Raw genomic sequence first — 17,701 nt, 5'->3', positions numbered from 1 at the left:
GGAATATTAACCAATAGGCCGGCAATTTTAACGGAAACCGCATTTTCCGGCCGTGCGGATTCTGCGCTGGCCTCTCGCCGTGGCGTTGTGTCAAGCCGGGGGCGGTCTATTCAAAATTGCTATTGTCGTTATAAAAACAATCGATTTTATTTATTTTTTCAACTTGTCCAGAATGCTCTCCAAGCCGGAACGCCTAAATTTTGGCGCAACAGGCGATTCCAATATCACCGGGAGAACAATCATGAAAACTACAAACATTATCAAAACCATCGTTATCGCCGCTGGCTTGTTTTCCGGAGCGGCAGTTGCCCATGGCGACCGCGCAGTCGGTTCCGGACACCCCGCATCGGCGGCGGTGCAGGTGCTTTACGACGATCCCGCCTATAACCGCGGCATACACAGCTATCCGATGTTAGTGCCTTCGGTACCGATAGCCACGGTGGACATGGTTTACGTCGATAAAGCGAACGGGCAGGCAATTTATAGCTATCCGAGTAATTCGGAGCAATAGCCATGGGCTGGCCGATTCGCTCGGTTTGGTGCCATCGGCCGGGCAGTGGTTAAGCCTGCTAAGCAGCTGCGTCGGGTATGTTGCCGAGCGCTGAACTAAAACCACACTGCTGGAAATGAATAAGGATACTTTCCGGAAAACTGAGCGTACAATCCTGACGCTCTATGTTTATCAAAACGGGGAGAGCGACATGAAAAAATATTGGGCAGTGCTGTTATTGGCAATGGCCGGCCAGGGTTTTGCCGACGTTCCGTTGCAATCCAGCGACGAAATTCAAGGGAGCTGGAAGTTGGAGTACACCAAGAAGTCGGCCAGCGCCCAGGAGACGATCAAACGGGAAGATACTTGGGCGTTCAACGCCGGCAAGGTCACGATTACTCATATCCCGCGCGACGGCACCTATTACGACCAATCGCCGGTCAATTACGAAGTGGAAAACGGCAAATTAAAGATTTCGCTATTGGGCCGGTCCGACAAATTCGACGTATTTTCGTTGGTCGAAAAAGACGACAAAACGATGACCTTGAAAGGCAAGTTTGGGGATATTTATCACTTTAATAAGAAATAGATTCAATAAACTGTAGGGCGGCTTTGCGCAAGCAAGCCGCTTGATTTAATTTCTGTGTGGCGGATCGTCGCGATTATTCTGGATGCCGTCTTTAATTACTGTTCAAACCGAATTCTAGAGTGCCTAACCTTTCTTTCCAACGGTTTTCTCGAGCAATGACTGCGTCATCTTCAAAACCGAAGGGTAGGGTTTCCAGAATCGAGAATTCAAAATGGTAATAGTCGAGTTCTTTGAGTTGTTGATTGTTTCCATGCCCATTTCTCGCGTATTCGGCCCAGCGTCCGTAAATACCTTTGTCTCCGTAGGCCGAGCCGACGTAAAGTTTTCCTTTTAAGCGGTCTCTGATCAGATAAACGCCTTTGACCGCAGACAATTTAATGACCCATTCGGAGTTAGCGGCAGCATCGTTGAGCAATTGTTTCAAATCTTGATAGCCTAAAAGGACTTCGTCGTAGGATTTGAATTGATCAATTGAGTTTTTCGGTTTGATTTCAAGGATGTTTTTGGTTGTAGAGCCATTTTGTACCCAGGCTAACGTCCCTTTACCCCAGTCGATGACTAATCGTTGAGATAGTTCTTCCATTTTTGGATTTGGTATTAAGTCGTAGCAAACCATATCGTCTGTCCAGCCGTATTGTTTCTTACAATCCGCGAAGCGGCGTAAAAGCTGTTCGTCAAAGTCGCTAACAGGTAGGTGGCCTTTTACATCCCAAATGCCCAAGAATAGAGCCGTAGTACCGCGTGTTCGTGCGAAGGCCGCAATATGTTTAGCTTTGTCAAATTTTTTCGGCAGTTGAAAGCTCTGATAATCGCAGAACTGTTCGCGTTTGGTCTGAAAAAATTCCAAGATATTTGGGTTGGAAAGGTTCTTTTCGACCGTTTTTTCGGTGCCGTGTCTGACGAGTTTTATTTCGGCGGGATTTAAATCGTAATGTTTGAATAAATCTACCAGTGTCAACATGTTTCAACCTCCATCTTTTGTATTAGCATTTGAAAATTGTTGCTTCCTTGAATTTCCAATTTATTGAGTTATAGATAAATCCGTAGTTTTGAAATCTCGGAGTTTATAAACGACTGTGACGACAGAGATTTGATTGAACCGAATTTGGTAGATAATTCGCCAGGAATACATGCCGATTTCGAGTAATTCCTGTTGATCTAACTCCGGCATCTTTTGCCGATGTACGGAGCGGCTAGCAACTCGCCGGTTTTTTGTATCAATTCGCGGACAAGGCGTTTGGTGGTAAGTGGCGAATCTTGCGCGATGTAATCATGGATGGCTTTTAGATTGTTTTTGGCGCGAGGCGTCCAAATTACCATTGTTCGATTTCATGCAGTAATTGCTCGCTAGCGATGTCGTTGCCTTGCTCAACATCTCGTAGTCCCTGATGTATCTTGTTAAGAACATAGAGCCGGTACACGATTTCTTCGAAATCCACCGTATCGGGCAACAGGTTAATGGCGGCGATGGCTTCCTGTTTAGCGGTTTGGCTCTGCCGCATATCGCCCTCCAAAAATTAAGATTTTGGACTCAATCGTATCAACAACTTCTGCAAAAACGCCACCTTATCCTCCATGTCCTTAAAGGTCTGGGTAAAGCGTAATTTATCGGCGCCGTCGAATTTATACACCTGCGACTGGCTTTGAATCATCAAAATCAACTCGCCGGTATCGATCTGCGGCGTGGCGGTGAAGACGATGCGGCCGCCGCTGGCGTGGGCTTCGATTTTCCTGATGCCCAAGTGAGCCGCTTGTTGTTTCAGTTCGGTGACCGCGAACAAAGCTTTGACCTGATCCGGCAACAGGCCGAAACGGTCGATCATTTCGATTTTGAGTTTGCGCAAATCCTCTTCGGTTTCGGCGCTGGCGATGCGTTTGTACAACACCAGTCGGGCGTGGATGTCCGGCAAATAATCTTCCGGAATCAACGTGGCAACTTGCAAGTCCACTTCCGGGCCGTAATCCAGCGGCGCGTCCAATTCCGGTTGTTTGCCGGATTTCAAAGCCTTGACCGCGCGTTCCAACAGTTCGGTGTACAAGGTAAAGCCGATTTCTTGAATCTGGCCGCTTTGCTCGTCGCCTAGCAACTCGCCGGCGCCGCGAATCTCCATGTCGTGCGAGGACAGCATGAAACCGGCGCCGAGTTCGCCCGAAGTTTCGAAGGCTTCCAGGCGCTTGATGGCGTCCTTGGTCATCAAGGTTTTCGGCGGCACGATGCAATAGCAATAGGCGCGATGGTGCGACCGGCCGACCCGACCGCGCAACTGGTGCAACTGGGCCAGACCCAACTTATCGGCGCGGTTGATGACGATGGTGTTGGCGCTGGGGATGTCGATGCCGCTCTCGATAATGGTCGTGGCGATCAGCAGGTTGAAGCGCTGGTGGTAAAAATCCAGCATGATCTGCTCCAGCTCGCGTTCCGCCATCTGGCCGTGGGCGATCTGAATCCGCGCTTCCGGCACCAGTTCGGCCAGCTCGCGCATCATCTTGTCCATGGTCTTGACGTCGTTGTGCAGGAAGAATACCTGACCACCGCGCTTGATTTCGCGCTGGCAGGCTTCCTGCACTTGCGAGTCTATCCATTCGCTGACGAAAGTCTTGATGGCGTGGCGATTCGGCGGCGGCGTGGCGATGATGGAAATGTCGCGCAGGCCGGACATCGCCATATTCAACGTTCTTGGGATTGGCGTCGCGGTCAGCGTCAACAAGTCCAGTTCGGAGCGCAGCTTCTTGAAATGCTCTTTCTGAGTAACGCCGAAACGATGCTCCTCGTCGATGATTACCAGGCCCAGAGCTTTGTATTTCATCTCCTTGGACAGCAATTTGTGAGTGCCGATGACAATGTCGACCTTGCCTTCGGCCAGATCGTCGGCGATTGCATTTTGCTGCTTGGCGGTGACGAAGCGCGAGGTGACTTCGATGCGCACCGGCCAGTCGGCGAAGCGGTCGCGGAAGTTTTGATAATGCTGTTGCGCCAGTAGCGTGGTGGGCACCAGCACCGCGACCTGCTTGCCGCTTTGCACCGCGACGAAGGCCGCGCGCATCGCCACTTCGGTCTTGCCGAAGCCGACGTCGCCGCACACCACTCGATCCATGGGTTGCGGCGAGGCCATATCCTGCAGAATGGCGTCGATGGCACTGAGTTGATCAGGCGTTTCCTCGAACGGGAAGGCAGCGGCGAAGGCGTTGTAATCGGCGTCTTCGACGTTGAAAGCGAAGCCGCCGCGCGCCGCGCGTTTGGCGTGGATGTCGAGCAATTCGGCGGCCACGTCGCGCGCCCGCTCCATGGCTTTTTGCTTGGCCTTGCTCCATTGCTCGGTACCGAGTTTGTGCAGCGGCGCGTTTTCGGCGCTGACCCCGGAATAGCGGCCGATCAAATGCAGGGAGGCTACCGGCACGTAAATCTTGTCGCCGCCGGCGTATTCCAGCATCAGGAACTCGGCTTCGATGCCGCCGACGGTCAAGGTCTGCAAGCCCAGGTAACGGCCGACGCCGTGTTCCTGGTGCACCACCGGCGAGCCGATGGTCAATTCGTCGAGGTTATTGAAGATGTTTTCCAGCGCCCGAGCCGCGGACTTGGCCCGGCGCCGGCGCTGCTGGACTTTTTCGCCGCTGAGCTGGCTCTCGGTGACGATGGCCAGAGGAGGTTCTTCGAGCAACAGCCCGTGGTCCATCGGTGCTACGACGATGCACGGCGATTGTTCGCTGCCCAAAAACTCCGCCCAGCTCTGCACCTGTTTCGCGGCCAGTTTGACGCTTTTCAGTTTTTCGATCAGGCCTTCGCGGTGGCCGGCGGTTTCGGCGACGAACAGGATTTTGCCGGCAAAGCCTTCGATAAACTGACGCAGGCGTTGCGCCGGCTCTTTCAAGCGGCTATCGATAGCGACATCGGGCAATGCTTGGCAATGCAGCGATTCGCCTAGTTCGCCCTGGTAGTCCAGCACGATCCGGCTGAAACTGCCGGTTTTGCCAACCAACTCGTCGGCGGATAAGAACAAGCGTTGCGGCGGCAGCAGCGGCCTATCGATATCGTACTTGCGTTGTTGGTAACGCTCTTCGGCTTCGGCGTAGAACTGGCCGGCACCGGTTTCGAACTCGGCCGGCAACACGAATAGCGCGGTCTTAGGTAAATAATCGAACAGCGATTCGGTGCGCTCGACGAACAGCGGCAAGTAGTACTCGATACCGGCCGGAGCGATTTGCTTGGAAACGTCCAGGTACAGATTATTCTTCGGCGACGCGTCCGGGAATTGTTCGCGGAAGGCCTGGCGGAAGCGTTTGATCGCTTCGTCGGTAAACGGAAATTCGCGAGCGGGAAACAACTCGACCTTCTGCATTTTGTCTTGCGACATTTGCGTATCGGGATCGAAGCTGCGGATCGATTCGACGTCGTCGTCGAACAGTTCGATGCGGTAGGGCTGTTTCGAACCCATCGGGAACAGGTCCAGAATCGAACCGCGTACCGCGAATTCGCCGTGCTGGTAGACCTGAGACACGCATTGGTAGCCTACCGCCTCCAGTTTGGCGCGGGTTAGTTCCAGGTTTAAGGTGCCGCCGACTTCGATGGCAAAGCTATGCGCGAGGATGTGTTCGCGCGGCGCCAGCCGGTGCATTAAGGTCGAGATCGGTACGATCAGCGCGCCGCGCTTGGTTTCCGGTAATAAGGCCAGCGTGCGCAGACGTTCGGAAACGATTTCCGGCAGCGGCGAGAACACGTCGTAGGGCAGGGTTTCCCAATCCGGGAATTGCAGGATCGGGAAAGCGTTATCGAGGAAAAAGGCCAATTCGTGTTCCAGGCGCAACGCGGTTTGCGTGTCCGGCGTGACGATGACGGCCAGGCGCTTTTCGCCGGCGATCGCGTTGGCCAGCGCTAAAGCATCGCCGCAGCCGGCTAGGCCGCGCCAGATTTGCACCTGTGCGCTTTGTTTCGGTAATTCGGGGAGGCGTAGCGGAGAGGCGGTCATGGCAACTAGACGGGCAATGGCGGTAAGAACTTAAAAAATAAAGGCTAACTGGTAAGCGGAGTGGCCGGAAACGGCCGCCGGGCGGAATTCCGCTCGGCGGCCGTGTTCTCTATCCGGCCAAGTTTTTCTGTTGGATTTCGATATCCTGCATATAGCGCTGAATGTTGGATTCGAATGCCTGCGGAATATCGGTGAACCGGCAACCGACCCGCAGTTGCGTGGCGGTCATGGTCGCTCTGACCTTGGTAATTTCCTTGATCTCGAAACTGATTTTGGCTTGGCCGCCGTCGTGCAGATAAATCATGCAGCCTTCGTGCTTATCTTCCGGGTTGAGGAATTTGTCGAATTGCGGGTCGGGATTCAGAAAGGCAAATCCGGAAATGCTGAGGTCTACCAGTCTGAAAACGCCTTTCGAAGTGACAGGCTCGGCGTTGTCGGGATCGCGCGGCGCGGTGAATTCGATTTGGCACACGCTGTTGATATGGGACAGAGGTATCTTAATCCGGTAAAACTGGCGGCGTTGCATCCAGAAAATCGCATCCGGTATCGGCATGGCGAACACCGGATGGCCGTCGCTTTGCGATTTCTTGATCGATTTGCCGCGGAACGACACCTTGATGCCGTCGAATTCGGTGCGGAACAGGACTTTGGGCGAATTCAGCAACTGCTTGTTCAGCAACTCGGTGGGCGCCACGTCGAGCGTCAACAGGTTGGCTTTCTGGTCGAGATCGATAATCGTGGTTAAAAACGATTGGTTGTGTTCGCCAAAGTGCGCGGAAATAATGCACTTTTTCTTTACCAGATCGGTCAGGTGGCCGTAAACCAATTTGGCGTTTCTAACAAGATAATCGGATTCTTTTTCCATTAAGGTTGCTAAATATTGCAGTTTGCGGAAAGCGCTATTGTAAAATAACGGCGATTATAGTCCAAAGGCAGGGGTTTTGATGGGTTGGTTGCTATTGTTGGCCGCTGGTTGTTCGGAAATCGTGTTTGCGGTAAGTCTGAAGTTTAACGATGGCTTTACCAAGCTGTGGCCGAGCGTGGTGACCGGGATCTCCGGTATCGGCAGTTTTTATTTGTTGATGTTGGCTATCCGCACTTTGCCGTTGGGAACCGCCTACGCGGTGTGGACCGGCATGGGCGCGGTCGGGGTCGCCGTGATCGGCGTGGTGTGGTTCAAGGAGCCGGCCGACTGGGTGCGGCTGGCGTCGATTATGTTTATTGTCGTGGGCATCGTCGGCCTGAAATTGACCCACGCCGAGTGATGTTGCATTTGTTGTCGCAAGCGCCGCTACAGGCCGAGCTATTCGAGAGAATGGCGCCGGGCGACGAGATCGTGCTGCTGGATGCCACGGTCTGTAGTGCGTTGCGCGGCCACCGGGATAACCGCTTGTTGCAACGGGCATTGGATCGATCCTGCAAGTTGTATGCGATGCGGGATATGGTCGCGGCTCACGGCTTGGCGGCGGATCGCTTGTTGCCCGGGATCGAAGCGATAGACTACGCCGGCTTGGTCGAGTTAACCGTCAAGCATCCGGCGATCCATTCCTGGTGTTGAAACACGACGGCGCGGGTTTGGAAACCACGGCAGACGGTTTCTTGCGCGACCCAGGGCAATGGAATCCAAACGTCGCCAAGGCGTTGGCGCTGGCCGAGGCAATGGAGCTGGAGGATGCCCATTGGGAAATCCTGTATTTCATTCGCGACTACTACGCGCGCTTTAAGCATTTGCCCAACGCCAGGATGTTTGTCGCCGCGGTGCGTAAACAATTCGGCGAAGACAAAGGCAACAGCCGTTATCTGCAAAAACTATTTCCCAAAGGTCCGCTGAAATACGCCTGCAAAATTGCCGGCTTGCCGAAGCCGCCTACCTGTTTATAACGTTTTCGAGAGAATTTGATGAGTAATCCGCGTGTTGGTTTTATTAGTTTGGGGTGTCCGAAAGCCCTGGTCGATAGCGAACAGATTCTGACCCGCTTACGCACCGAGGGTTACCAGGTGTCGCCGAATTACAAGGATTCCGATCTGGTCATCGTCAATACGTGCGGTTTTATCGATGCAGCGGTGGAAGAGTCGCTGGACAGCATCGGCGAAGCCCTGGCCGAAAACGGTAAGGTTATCGTTACCGGTTGTCTAGGCGCGCGGCAGGACGAAATTCTGGCGCGGCACCCGCAAGTGCTGAAAATCACCGGCGCTCACGCCACCGACGAAGTGCTGGAAGCGGTGCACGAACATTTGCCGCCGGCGCACAATCCCTTCCTGGAGCTGTTGCCGCCGCAAGGCATTAAATTGACGCCCAAGCATTATGCCTACTTGAAGATTTCGGAAGGCTGCAACCACCGTTGTACCTTTTGCATCATTCCGTCGATGCGTGGCGACCTGGTCAGCAGGCCGCTCGACGATGTGATGGTCGAGGCCGAGAAGCTGGCTGGCGCGGGCGTTAAAGAGCTGTTGATCGTGTCGCAGGATACCAGCGCTTACGGTTTGGATTTGCACTACCAAAGCCGGTCGTGGCGTGGCCGCGACTACCAAACCCGCTTCAAAGATTTGGCGGCGGCCTTGGGCGAGCTCGGGATTTGGGTGCGGATGCATTACGTCTATCCCTATCCGCATGTCGACGACGTGGTGCCGCTGATGGCCGACGGGAAAATCCTGCCGTACCTGGATATCCCGTTTCAACACGCCAGCAGCCGGATTTTGAAGTTGATGAAGCGGCCGGCCGCAGCGGAAAACAATCTGGAGCGCATTCGTGTATGGCGCGAAATTTGTCCGGATTTAACCATACGCAGTACGTTTATCGTCGGTTTCCCCGGCGAAACCGAGCGGGAATTCGAAGAACTATTGCAATTTTTGACGGAAGCGCAAATGGACCGAGTCGGTTGTTTTGCTTATTCGCCGGTCAAGGGAGCGGCGGCAAACGCGTTACCGGATGCGGTGGCGGAAGAAGTTAAGCAGGAACGGTTGGCGCGTTTCATGGAGCATCAGGCTGCAATCAGTGCCGAACGCTTAAAGCGGCGGATAGGCAATCGGGAGACCGTGTTGGTCGACGAAGTGGTCGAAGAAGGCGCGGTGGCACGCAGCAGAAGCGACGCCCCCGAAATCGACGGGCAGGTGTTCATCGATGGCGCCAGCCATCTTCAGGTCGGGGAATTCGTCGACGTCGAAATCGAGGACGCCGACGAATACGACCTTTGGGCCAGACTGGTCTAACAAAAAAGCCGCTGGTGAGGCGGCTTTTTTATCGGATTTATAACGGAGTAACGTTTTCCGCTTGCGGACCTTTTTGGCCGTTGGTCACTTCCATCGTGACTTTTTGGCCTTCTTTCAAAGTTCTGCGGCCGCTGCCATTGATTGCGCTGAAATGCACAAACACGTCTTTGCCGCCCTCTTGTTCGATGAAGCCGAAACCTTTTTCATCGTTGAACCATTTAACTTTGCCTTCTACTTGAACTGACATAAATTTCTCTTGCTTTATAAAGTGCTATTCGCTGGTTTGTAACTAGGGTTTGTGACTAAAGCGGGTAAGCGGAAAACAAAGTTTGTTGATCCTATTGCGAGCTTGAAAAGCGACAACGATACCGAGCTAAATCGGTTGCATTATACATGGCTCGCTGCGGCTATCCACAAAAAGTAAAGCGATTTTTGCCTGGCATGTGGCGGGCTTGCCGAATGTTTGCGGCGGTCGCGGGCGGCGGGAGACGGTTTCGGTAAGATGGGCTGGGTTTAACGCTTTGAAAAATAAATAAATATTCTTTCGGTGCGTCCGGCAGGGGCGGCTGGCGGCGGTGGAAGCTAGCGCCAAATGACGTGTTGCAAAAAGCGATACAAATCCGATGTTTTTGGCAATTGCCCTATCGGGCAGCAATCCCTTGCTGCCGATTGTGGCTCAGAAATAATGGCCGTTGAGCAGGAAATGGGCGGCGATACTGCCGAAGAAGCCCAGTAGAATCACCGGCATCCATTTCAAATGGCTGCTAAAGGTATAAATACCCTTCATTTGCCCCATCAGGCCGACGCCGGCTGCCGACCCGATCGCCAACAGGCTGCCGCCGACGCCGGCGGTCAACGTCACCAGCAGCCATTGGCCTTGCGAGATGTCCGGGTGCATCGTCAGTACTGCAAACATAATCGTGCCGTTATCGATGAAGGCGGAAAAAATGCCGACCAGAATGTTGGCAATCGTCGGGTCCATGCCGATGTAAAGCACGTTGGAGGCCATCGTCAAATAACCGATGAAACTCAAACCGCCGACGCTCATCATGACGCCGTAGAAAAACAGTAAGGTGTCCCATTCCAGGTGGGCGACGCTCTTGAATACGTCGAAACTTTGGTTTTGCTGCGTGGCCGGCAACTCAACCTGAAACAGCTTGTAAACGTGGGCAAAATCGCTGCCTTTGCTCTTGTCTTCGGTTTTTTGCAGGTAATAACCGAGAAATTTCAGATAAGTCAGGCCGGCCAGCATGCCCGCGGCGGGCGGTAATTTCAGGAAGTTCTCGAAGCAGACTGCGGTGATGATGGTCAACAAAAACAGGACGATCATCGCCAGCGCGCCGCGCTTCATGGTCGGCGCTTTGCCCACTGCCGCCGGAAATTCGCGCGGAATCCAGAAATGCATGACGATAGCCGGCAACGCAAAATTGACGATTGCCGGGATGAACAGCGAGAAGAAATCGGCGAACGGCACCACGCCGCTCTGCCAGACCAGCAACGTTGTGATATCGCCGAACGGGCTGAACGAGCCGCCGGCGTTGGTCGCCACCACCACATTGACCGAAGCCAAGGTCACGAAACGCCGGTTGTCCTTGCCCATCGCCATGATCACGGCACCCATCAACAGCGCCGTCGTCAGGTTATTGCACACCGACGACATGAAAAACGACATGAATCCGGTTATCCAGAATAGCTTGCGGTAGCTGAAGCCTTTGCTCAGCAGCCAGACCCGCAAATTATCGAACACCCCGCGATTTTCCATCGCGTTCAAATAGGCCATCGACACCATGATGAACAAAAACAGCTCGGCGTAGCCGATCAGCGCGGCGCGAAAGGCTTGACCTGCCTCCTCGCGCATGCCGCCGTTAACGTAGACGCCGGCGATAAACGCCCAGATCAAGCTCGCCGCGAGCACCATCGGTTTGGATTTGTTGAGTTCCGTGACTTCCTCGGTCATAGCCAGGGTGTAGGCCAGCGAGAAAATGCAAATGGCGAGGTAGCCTACCCAGTGGTGGGTCAAATCGAGTACATGGGAGGCGGTGGGTTCGTTGCTGGCCCAAATTAGGGTTGGCGAGCAAGCAAATAGCAGAAACAACGAAATACGTAGTAACACGAGCGAACTCCTTTCAGAATTTGAAGCCCAGACTGTCGCGGCGGTACCGAGTTCCTTAGCCGCGAAAGCGGCCCGCGTTTCCAGCCGGAGCCGGAATGCGGGCTTATGTTGTAAAGGTTTAGTTACCGGCCGCTTCCAGCAAGTAAGTCAACCACAACGACGACAGTTTTTCCTGCACGGTATTTTGCCGTAAGCGGGCGTTCAAATTCGGAAAGTCCACGTAGTCCAAGGCTTGGTCCTGGTTGTAACAGGAGTACATGAAGCTTTCCTCGCCGCTTTCCGGATCGACGTGCTTGCACAAGCACTGCGCGCAGACCCCTTTCATCATGCACTGCATCGGCGAGTTGATCGAGCCGACCGCTTCGTGGTCGGTCTTCAAATACGGTTTCAGCGCTGCGAAGCGCGCCGCTTTGACCGCTGCCATCATGCGGTCGGAGCCGATCACGATCAGATGGTCGACATCCTGCAATTTCAGCGTGGTTTCGCCTAATTGGCCTTCGGCGTAGGCGACCATCGCTTCGACGATGTTGCCGACGAAGGTCTTGTCCTGCGGCCGGGTCACTGGAATCGCGTCGTTGCCCGGTATGTTATCGACGGCCCAGACGATGACGTCGGACGCTTCCTCGATTTCCGGTACCTTGAACAAGTCGATACGGTTGCGGTAACCGGCGAAGTACAACACTTTATTGCCGGCATTGCGCATGGCCTTGCCGATCGAGAACAGTACCGCGTTGCCCAAACCGCCGCCCAGCAGCAATACGGTTTTGCCGGTCGGAATTTCGGTCGGAGCGCCGGTGACGCCCATCAACACCAACGGGTCGCCGGGTTTCCAGGTCGCGCACAGGCGGCTGGAACTGCCCATTTCCAATGCGATCAAGGATACCAGGCCTTTTTCTTTGTCAACCCAGGCGCCGGTCAACGCCAAGCCTTCCGCGGCCAGCGTGGTGCCTTCGACCACCGGGGCCAGCGATTCGTAATTCTGCACCCGATAGAATTGGCCGGGTTCGAAATGCTTGGCCGCTGCCGGGGCCTTGATCACCACTTCGATAATGGTCGGCGTCAGGCGATTGACTTCGACGACGCGGGCCAAAAACAACTCGTCCAGTTTGTCTTGCAAGCCGTGCAGTTGGGCGTCGCGTTGGCTTTGTTGGGCCGGGTCGAGCGCAGCCAGTTCGTTGGCGAACAATTTGACGATATACGGATAACCGTCTTTGGCGCTGGCCATCGCTTTAACCACGTTGCCGGCGTAAACCGGGTGGTTGTCGCCGTAGAAGGTGATGTAGCGGCCTTCGCTTTGGTAGGAGGTAAACGGCGCCGGTTTGCCGACCTTGACTTGGGCGTCGTCGGCCATCGGCGCCAGTTGCGCTTTGCCGTCCAACCAGTCCGGTTCGTGGCGTTTGTAGAATTTGCCTTCCATCGCGAAAGTGCGCGGATGCTCGGATTGGTAGATCGTGTTCGGTGCGGTGCCGGCGGCGATGAACAAGCCGCGTAGGCTTACTTCGACTTCGTCGGTTTTGCGCCAGCGGCCTTCCTGCTCGGTCAGTTTCTCGAAACGGACGGCTTTCAGGTGGCCGTATTGGTCTTCGATCGCTTCCAGTGGGCTCATGCCCTCCGCTAGGAAAATGCCTTCGGACAAAGCTTCGTGAATCTCTTCGTGGTTTTGCCGGTAAGCCGGCGAATCCTTGATGCCTTTGCGGTAGAACAAGGTCACGCCACCCCATTGTTTCAGGAGCGGCAGGAAATTCGGCGTCTCGCCGGCTGCGGCGGCGCGTTCGCGTTCTTGTTCGATGACGCGGCCGTGGGCCAGGAATTCTTCCAGAATTTCCAATTCCTCGGCGTCGTAACGGCGGCGGACTTCGGTTTCGCCGTATTTAGCCACCAGTTTCTCGTAGCGGTGCAGGATTTTGCTGACCTGGCCGGGATAGTAAGCCAACAATTCGGTGGCGGTATCGATGGCGGTCAAACCGCCACCGATGACGCCGGCCGGCAGGCGCACCTGCAGATTGGCCAGCGAGGATTCCTTGGCGGCGCCGGTCAATTGCAAGCCCATCAAAAAGTCCGAGGCCTTGCGGATGCCGCGGGTCATATTGTTTTTCAGGTCGATAATGGTCGGCTTGCCGGCGCCGCTGGCAATGGCGATATGGTCGAAGCCCAGTTCCCAAGCTTCTTCTATCGTTACGGTACCGCCGAAACGGATGCCGCCGTAGCATTTGAAGGCGTTGCGGCGCAGCAGGGTCAGGTAAATCACTTTCAGGAAGTTTTTATCCCAACGCACGGTAATGCCGTATTCGGCGACGCCGCCGAAGCCGAGCATGACCCGTTTGTCCAGATCTTCGTATAGATCCTTAAAGTCGATGATCGGCAGCGGTGGGTTGTTGCGGTCGCCGGTCAAATGCAACGGCAGCGGCTCGATTTTCAGCGCGTCGATGCCGACTACGCCGAAGCCTTCGTTCAACAGGTAATGCGCCAAGGTATAACCGGCCGGGCCCATACCGGCGACCAGTACGTTTTTGCCGTTGTAGGGCAGGGCGACCGGGCGCTTGACGTTGAGCGGGTTCCAGCGGGTCAGCAGGCTGTAAATCTCGAAGCCCCACGGCATGAACAACACGTCGGTCAATACGTTGGTTTCGATTTGCGGGATGTTGACCGACTCGGTTTTTTGATAGATACAGCCGCGCATGCAGTCGTTGCAAATCCGATGGCCGGTGCCGGGGCACATCGGGTTGTCGATGATGATCATCGCCAGCGCACCGATGTTGTCGCCCTGGCGTTTGACGACGTGCATTTCGGAAATTTTTTCTTCCAGCGGGCAGCCGGTCATCAGCGCGTTCAAATGGTTGGTTTTGAACGTGCCGTCTTTTTTGTTTTTGATGCCCTTCGAGCAGGAGTCGTTGTCGCGGTCGTGGCAATAGATGCAATGGTCGACTTCGTACAAGGCCTGGCGCTGGTTGAAGCGCTTGTCGGTCAAGGCAAAGCCGTCGCGGCGGCGGTGATGGTGGTCGTCGCAGGCCCAAACGTCGTAACCGTTTTGCGCCACGCTTTCGTGGTCGACCAGATTTTCCAGATTGGTTTTTTCCGGGACTTTAAAGCTCAGCCATTTTGCGACCAGGCTTTGCAATTCGGGGGTCTGTTTGGCGGCAAAGCTCCAGCGGCAAACCGTATCGTAGGCAGCAGCATCTGCCGCGCTGGGGTTTTCCTGCTGCGTCGCCCGCCACAGGTCGGCGCCCAATTGACTAACCGCCAATTCCGGATCGGTGTCGAACAACTCAGTTTTGCCGGCGGCGGCCAGCAGGCCGTCCATTTCAGCGCGCAATGCCGCTATATCCCAACCGTCGATGGTTTGGCCTTTGAACAGTTTGGCCAGGTTGCCAACGATCTGGGTGCGGTAAGTAAACACGCTGTCGAACTCGCCGCGAATATGGCCGATTTGCTGGTCGCGTACGTCTTCAACGTTGAACAGCTTGGCAACGAAGGTGCCGACCAGCGGCGCCGTTCTGACCAACAGATCCGATATGTCTTCCGGCTTCATGCCGGCGCCGCCGCAAGCGCGGTAGGCGGCGATCTCGTCGAACAGAGCCGAGTCGTGTTGCTTGACCGATTGGTCGAACACGGACAACAAATCGGCCAGGCGTTTGCTGTCGTAAAGGTCTTTGTATTCGAAGCCGGGGATGCCGAGAGTCAGTTGAGTCAGTTCGCGAGTATTTAGCTGTTGGGTCATCAAGTTAGTCCGTGAATGTACGCTCGAAGTTGGGAATCGGAATAAGGCGGCCAATTAAGGCATGTCGTCGACGACGTTGTCCTTGGCCGGAGGCATCAAGTCTTCGCGGGTCAGGCCAAGGCTCAGCGCCAACGAGCTGGCGATATAAATCGAGGAATAAGTGCCCTTAACGACGCCGATCAACATTGCGATGGCGAAGCCGTGGATGGTCTTGCCGCCCAGAAATGCCAGCGCCAGCAAGGTCAGGAATACGGTCAAAGAGGTCAGGATGGTCCGGCTCAAGGTGTCGTTCAGCGCGGTGTTGACGATTTCGTTGATCGATTCCTTGATCCTGCTGGTGTGGACCGTCTCCCGGATCCGGTCGTAGACGACGATGGTGTCGTTGATCGAGTAGCCGATCAGCGCCAGAATCGCCGACAGCACCGTCATGTCGAACTCCCAGCCGAACACCGAGAAAAAGCCTATGGTGATGATGGTGTCGTGGAACAGCGCGGCGATAGCGCTCAGCGACAGTTTCCACTCGAAGCGAACGCTGACGTAAACCATGATGCCGATAAAAGCGAACAGCAGCGCCAAGCCGCCGTCGTTGATCAGGTCTTCGCCGACTTGCGGGCCGACGAACTCGACGCGGCGCATTTCGCCGGGCTGGGCTTGGCTGCTGTTGGCGACTTTCAGGACTTTTTCGCTAAGTTCCTTTTGGCTGATGTTCTCTACCGGCTTCAGTCGAATCAGCACGTCCGCCGCGCTGCCGAAATGCTGCAGATTGGCGTCGGCAAAACCTTCCTGTTCCAACGTGGCGCGCATCTTGTCCAGATCGGCGGCTTGGTTGTAATGCATCTCGTAGACGCTGCCGCCGGTGAAATCGATGCCCAGATCCAAGCCCTTGGCGAAAAACGAAATGACCGAAATCAGTAGCAGGCTGCCGGAAAAGAAAAAGGCTATTTTTCTTTTGCTGAGAAAGTCGATATGTCGGGCGGAAGTCATGTCAAATGTTCCTGATTTTAGAATTGAGATTTTTGTAGCCTGTGGCCGGCTCAAAACGAGCGCAGTTGGCCGGGCCGACGCAGAATTGGTCCGGCGAATTGTACTATTTTCTCCAGAACGTGGGTGTAAAAAGCACGAGCAGCGTGAATACTTCCAAGCGTCCCAGCAGCATCGCGATCGAGCAAATCCAGGTCTGGAAATCGCTGAGTACTCCGTAATTCTGCGCTGGGCCGATCACGTTCAAGCCGGGGCCGGCGTTATTGATGCAGGCGATAATGCCGCTCAGCGCCGAAATCGGGTCCAGCCCGGAAAAGATCAGCGAAAAGGTCAGTACGACGATCGAAATGAAATACAGAAAGATGAAGGCCAATACCGCGAAAATGATCTTGTTGGCGATCGGGGTATCGCCGATCCGGATCGGATTGACCGCGCGCGGATGCAGAATGCTGAACATTTCCCGGCCGGCCTGCTTCCACAGCAACAGGGTGCGGAACATCTTGATGCCGCCGCCGGTCGAGCCGGTGCAGGCGGTGATGCAGCTCAAATACAACATCCACCACGGCACGAAGGGCGGCCAGCGGTCGTAGTCCGCGCTCATGAAGCCGCAATCGGTGGCGACCGAGACCAAATTGAACGCAACGTGGCGCAGGCTCTCGAAAAAATCTGGATAGGTTTCGAAATGCCACAAGTAGCCGGCGCAAAGCAGAATGCTGCCTGACACCACACCCAGCATCGGAATCGCTTCCGGATCCAGCAGGTAGGGCTTCAGGCTGATTTGATGCACCACCGTGTAATGCGTGGCGAAATTAATGGCCGAGATCAGCATGAACACGACCAGTACGAATTCGATCGCCGGAGAATTGTAATAACTGATGCTGGCGTCGTGGGTCGAAAATCCGCCCAGGCCCAGCGTGGAAAACGCGTGGCAGAGCGCATCGAACCAGCCCATGCCGGCCAGTTTCAGGCTCAACGTGCACAACACCGTGCCGCCAGCGTAGACCAGCCACAGCAAGCGCGCGGTTTCGGTGATGCGCGGCGTGATCTTGCTGTCCTTGACCGGGCCGGCAATCTCGGCCTTGTACAACTGCATGCCGCCGACGCCCAACAGCGGCAGAATCGCCACGGCCAACACGATGATACCCAGACCGCCGATCCAGACCATTTCGTGCCGCCACAGGTTCAGCGATGGCGCCAGATGGTCCAGGCCCACCAACACCGTGGCACCGGAGGTGGTAAAGCCGGACACGCACTCGAAAAACGCGTCGGTAAACGACAAGCCCGGGATGCCCCAGAGCAACGGCATGGTTGCCGCCGCCGACATCAATATCCAGAACAATGCCACCAACAAATAGCCGTCGCGGGTCTTCACTTCGCCGCGAAAACGCATGGTCAGGCCGGATAGCAGGCTGCCGACGCCGATATTCAAAGACATGCCGTTGACGAAGTGTTCGGCCATGCCGTCGTCGAAATACAAAGACGTCGCAATCGGCAGGGTATAAGTCAAACCGAACACCATCAGAATCAGGCCGAGCACAAAACCGAGGGTACAAAAACGTTGCATGTTTGCCGCCTGAATCGATCCGAAAGGAGGGTTGCCGATTAATGGAAAAGCGCGGGCCGGAAAATCGGGGCC

16 protein-coding genes are annotated in these 17,701 nt (G+C 55.1%); 6 read left to right on the top strand and 10 right to left on the bottom strand.

Features of this window, described 5'->3' with window-relative positions; translation table 11 throughout:
- Positions 1–52 precede the first annotated feature (52 nt).
- On the top strand, positions 53–511 hold the full coding sequence (locus tag VXJ35_RS19800) for a hypothetical protein (protein ID WP_064022880.1): 459 nt from the start codon (positions 53–55) through the stop codon (positions 509–511).
- Positions 512–701: 190 nt separating this feature from the next.
- Complete coding sequence (locus VXJ35_RS19795) at positions 702–1,079, top strand: lipocalin family protein (protein ID WP_064022879.1); 378 nt, start codon at positions 702–704, stop codon at positions 1,077–1,079.
- A 91-nt stretch (positions 1,080–1,170) separates the two neighbouring features.
- Here VXJ35_RS19795 and VXJ35_RS19790 read toward each other — a convergent pair whose 3' ends face one another.
- The 5 genes from VXJ35_RS19790 to VXJ35_RS19770 form a co-directional block, all read right to left on the bottom strand.
- On the bottom strand, positions 1,171–2,040 hold the full coding sequence (locus VXJ35_RS19790; protein ID WP_064022878.1) for a GIY-YIG nuclease family protein: 870 nt from the start codon (positions 2,038–2,040) through the stop codon (positions 1,171–1,173).
- Between the two features lie 197 nt (positions 2,041–2,237).
- The gene (locus VXJ35_RS19785) at positions 2,238–2,399 is read right to left on the bottom strand and encodes a type II toxin-antitoxin system RelE/ParE family toxin (RefSeq protein WP_082881014.1); all 162 of its coding nucleotides are present in this window, start codon (positions 2,397–2,399) and stop codon (positions 2,238–2,240) included.
- A complete protein-coding gene (locus VXJ35_RS19780) occupies positions 2,393–2,581 on the bottom strand; it encodes a hypothetical protein (RefSeq protein ID WP_064023617.1) in 189 nt (62 codons plus the stop codon). The genes VXJ35_RS19785 and VXJ35_RS19780 overlap by 7 nt, the downstream gene beginning before the upstream one ends.
- A 15-nt stretch (positions 2,582–2,596) precedes the next feature.
- Positions 2,597–6,043, bottom strand: coding sequence for a transcription-repair coupling factor (gene mfd / locus VXJ35_RS19775; RefSeq protein ID WP_064022877.1), 3,447 nt, complete (start codon positions 6,041–6,043; stop codon positions 2,597–2,599).
- 109 nt (positions 6,044–6,152) lie between these two features.
- Positions 6,153–6,908, bottom strand: a complete 756-nt coding sequence (locus tag VXJ35_RS19770) for a flagellar brake protein (protein WP_064022876.1) — start codon at positions 6,906–6,908, stop codon at positions 6,153–6,155.
- A gap of 79 nt (positions 6,909–6,987) precedes the next feature.
- On the opposite strand from VXJ35_RS19770, the gene VXJ35_RS19765 reads away from it, so the two are divergent.
- The 4 genes from VXJ35_RS19765 to rimO are packed head-to-tail and all read left to right on the top strand — an operon-like array spanning position 6,988 to position 9,253.
- Positions 6,988–7,308: a multidrug efflux SMR transporter gene (locus VXJ35_RS19765; RefSeq protein ID WP_054760514.1), complete on the top strand. Its 321-nt coding sequence runs from the start codon at positions 6,988–6,990 to the stop codon at positions 7,306–7,308.
- Entirely contained in the window at positions 7,308–7,601 is a 294-nt protein-coding gene (gene tusB, locus VXJ35_RS19760) for a sulfurtransferase complex subunit TusB (RefSeq protein WP_054760515.1), read from the top strand. The genes VXJ35_RS19765 and tusB overlap by 1 nt, the downstream gene beginning before the upstream one ends.
- Positions 7,592–7,924 (top strand): TusE/DsrC/DsvC family sulfur relay protein, encoded by a 333-nt coding sequence (locus VXJ35_RS19755; RefSeq protein WP_197485042.1) that lies wholly within the window; start codon positions 7,592–7,594, stop codon positions 7,922–7,924. The genes tusB and VXJ35_RS19755 overlap by 10 nt, the downstream gene beginning before the upstream one ends.
- Positions 7,925–7,942: 18 nt before the next feature.
- A complete protein-coding gene (rimO, locus tag VXJ35_RS19750) occupies positions 7,943–9,253 on the top strand; it encodes a 30S ribosomal protein S12 methylthiotransferase RimO (RefSeq protein ID WP_064022874.1) in 1,311 nt (436 codons plus the stop codon).
- Positions 9,254–9,290: 37 nt separating this feature from the next.
- On the opposite strand, the gene VXJ35_RS19745 is transcribed toward rimO, so the two are convergent.
- The 5 genes from VXJ35_RS19745 to VXJ35_RS19725 form a co-directional block, all read right to left on the bottom strand.
- On the bottom strand, positions 9,291–9,500 hold the full coding sequence (locus VXJ35_RS19745) for a cold-shock protein (RefSeq protein WP_054760518.1): 210 nt from the start codon (positions 9,498–9,500) through the stop codon (positions 9,291–9,293).
- Between the two features lie 429 nt (positions 9,501–9,929).
- The gene (nhaD, locus tag VXJ35_RS19740) at positions 9,930–11,366 is read right to left on the bottom strand and encodes a sodium:proton antiporter NhaD (protein ID WP_064022873.1); all 1,437 of its coding nucleotides are present in this window, start codon (positions 11,364–11,366) and stop codon (positions 9,930–9,932) included.
- 118 nt (positions 11,367–11,484) lie between these two features.
- On the bottom strand, positions 11,485–15,084 hold the full coding sequence (locus tag VXJ35_RS19735; protein WP_064022872.1) for an FAD-dependent oxidoreductase: 3,600 nt from the start codon (positions 15,082–15,084) through the stop codon (positions 11,485–11,487).
- Between the two features lie 54 nt (positions 15,085–15,138).
- A complete protein-coding gene (gene secF / locus VXJ35_RS19730; RefSeq protein ID WP_064022871.1) occupies positions 15,139–16,068 on the bottom strand; it encodes a protein translocase subunit SecF in 930 nt (309 codons plus the stop codon).
- A 103-nt stretch (positions 16,069–16,171) separates the two neighbouring features.
- The gene (locus tag VXJ35_RS19725; RefSeq protein ID WP_064023616.1) at positions 16,172–17,629 is read right to left on the bottom strand and encodes a TrkH family potassium uptake protein; all 1,458 of its coding nucleotides are present in this window, start codon (positions 17,627–17,629) and stop codon (positions 16,172–16,174) included.
- Positions 17,630–17,701 lie beyond the last annotated feature (72 nt).

This window comes from Methylomonas sp. DH-1, assembly GCF_046097555.1.
GTDB lineage: Bacteria > Pseudomonadota > Gammaproteobacteria > Methylococcales > Methylomonadaceae > Methylomonas > Methylomonas koyamae.
The sequence above is the reverse complement of the archived record's forward strand: the minus strand, read 5'-3'. Positions and strand labels throughout refer to the sequence as shown.

What these genes read in the sequence shown, in the direction of transcription:
- VXJ35_RS19795 (WP_064022879.1), top strand. Translation starts at nt 702, where the DNA reads ATGAAAAAATATTGGGCAGTGCTGTTATTGGCAATGGCCGGCCAGGGT.
- VXJ35_RS19790 (WP_064022878.1), bottom strand. Translation starts at nt 2,040, where the DNA reads ATGTTGACACTGGTAGATTTATTCAAACATTACGATTTAAATCCCGCC.
- VXJ35_RS19785 (WP_082881014.1), bottom strand. Translation starts at nt 2,399, where the DNA reads ATGGTAATTTGGACGCCTCGCGCCAAAAACAATCTAAAAGCCATCCAT.
- VXJ35_RS19780 (WP_064023617.1), bottom strand. Translation starts at nt 2,581, where the DNA reads ATGCGGCAGAGCCAAACCGCTAAACAGGAAGCCATCGCCGCCATTAAC.
- mfd (WP_064022877.1), bottom strand. Translation starts at nt 6,043, where the DNA reads ATGACCGCCTCTCCGCTACGCCTCCCCGAATTACCGAAACAAAGCGCA.
- VXJ35_RS19770 (WP_064022876.1), bottom strand. Translation starts at nt 6,908, where the DNA reads ATGGAAAAAGAATCCGATTATCTTGTTAGAAACGCCAAATTGGTTTAC.
- VXJ35_RS19765 (WP_054760514.1), top strand. Translation starts at nt 6,988, where the DNA reads ATGGGTTGGTTGCTATTGTTGGCCGCTGGTTGTTCGGAAATCGTGTTT.
- tusB (WP_054760515.1), top strand. Translation starts at nt 7,308, where the DNA reads ATGTTGCATTTGTTGTCGCAAGCGCCGCTACAGGCCGAGCTATTCGAG.
- rimO (WP_064022874.1), top strand. Translation starts at nt 7,943, where the DNA reads ATGAGTAATCCGCGTGTTGGTTTTATTAGTTTGGGGTGTCCGAAAGCC.
- VXJ35_RS19745 (WP_054760518.1), bottom strand. Translation starts at nt 9,500, where the DNA reads ATGTCAGTTCAAGTAGAAGGCAAAGTTAAATGGTTCAACGATGAAAAA.
- VXJ35_RS19735 (WP_064022872.1), bottom strand. Translation starts at nt 15,084, where the DNA reads ATGACCCAACAGCTAAATACTCGCGAACTGACTCAACTGACTCTCGGC.
- secF (WP_064022871.1), bottom strand. Translation starts at nt 16,068, where the DNA reads ATGACTTCCGCCCGACATATCGACTTTCTCAGCAAAAGAAAAATAGCC.
- VXJ35_RS19725 (WP_064023616.1), bottom strand. Translation starts at nt 17,629, where the DNA reads ATGCAACGTTTTTGTACCCTCGGTTTTGTGCTCGGCCTGATTCTGATG.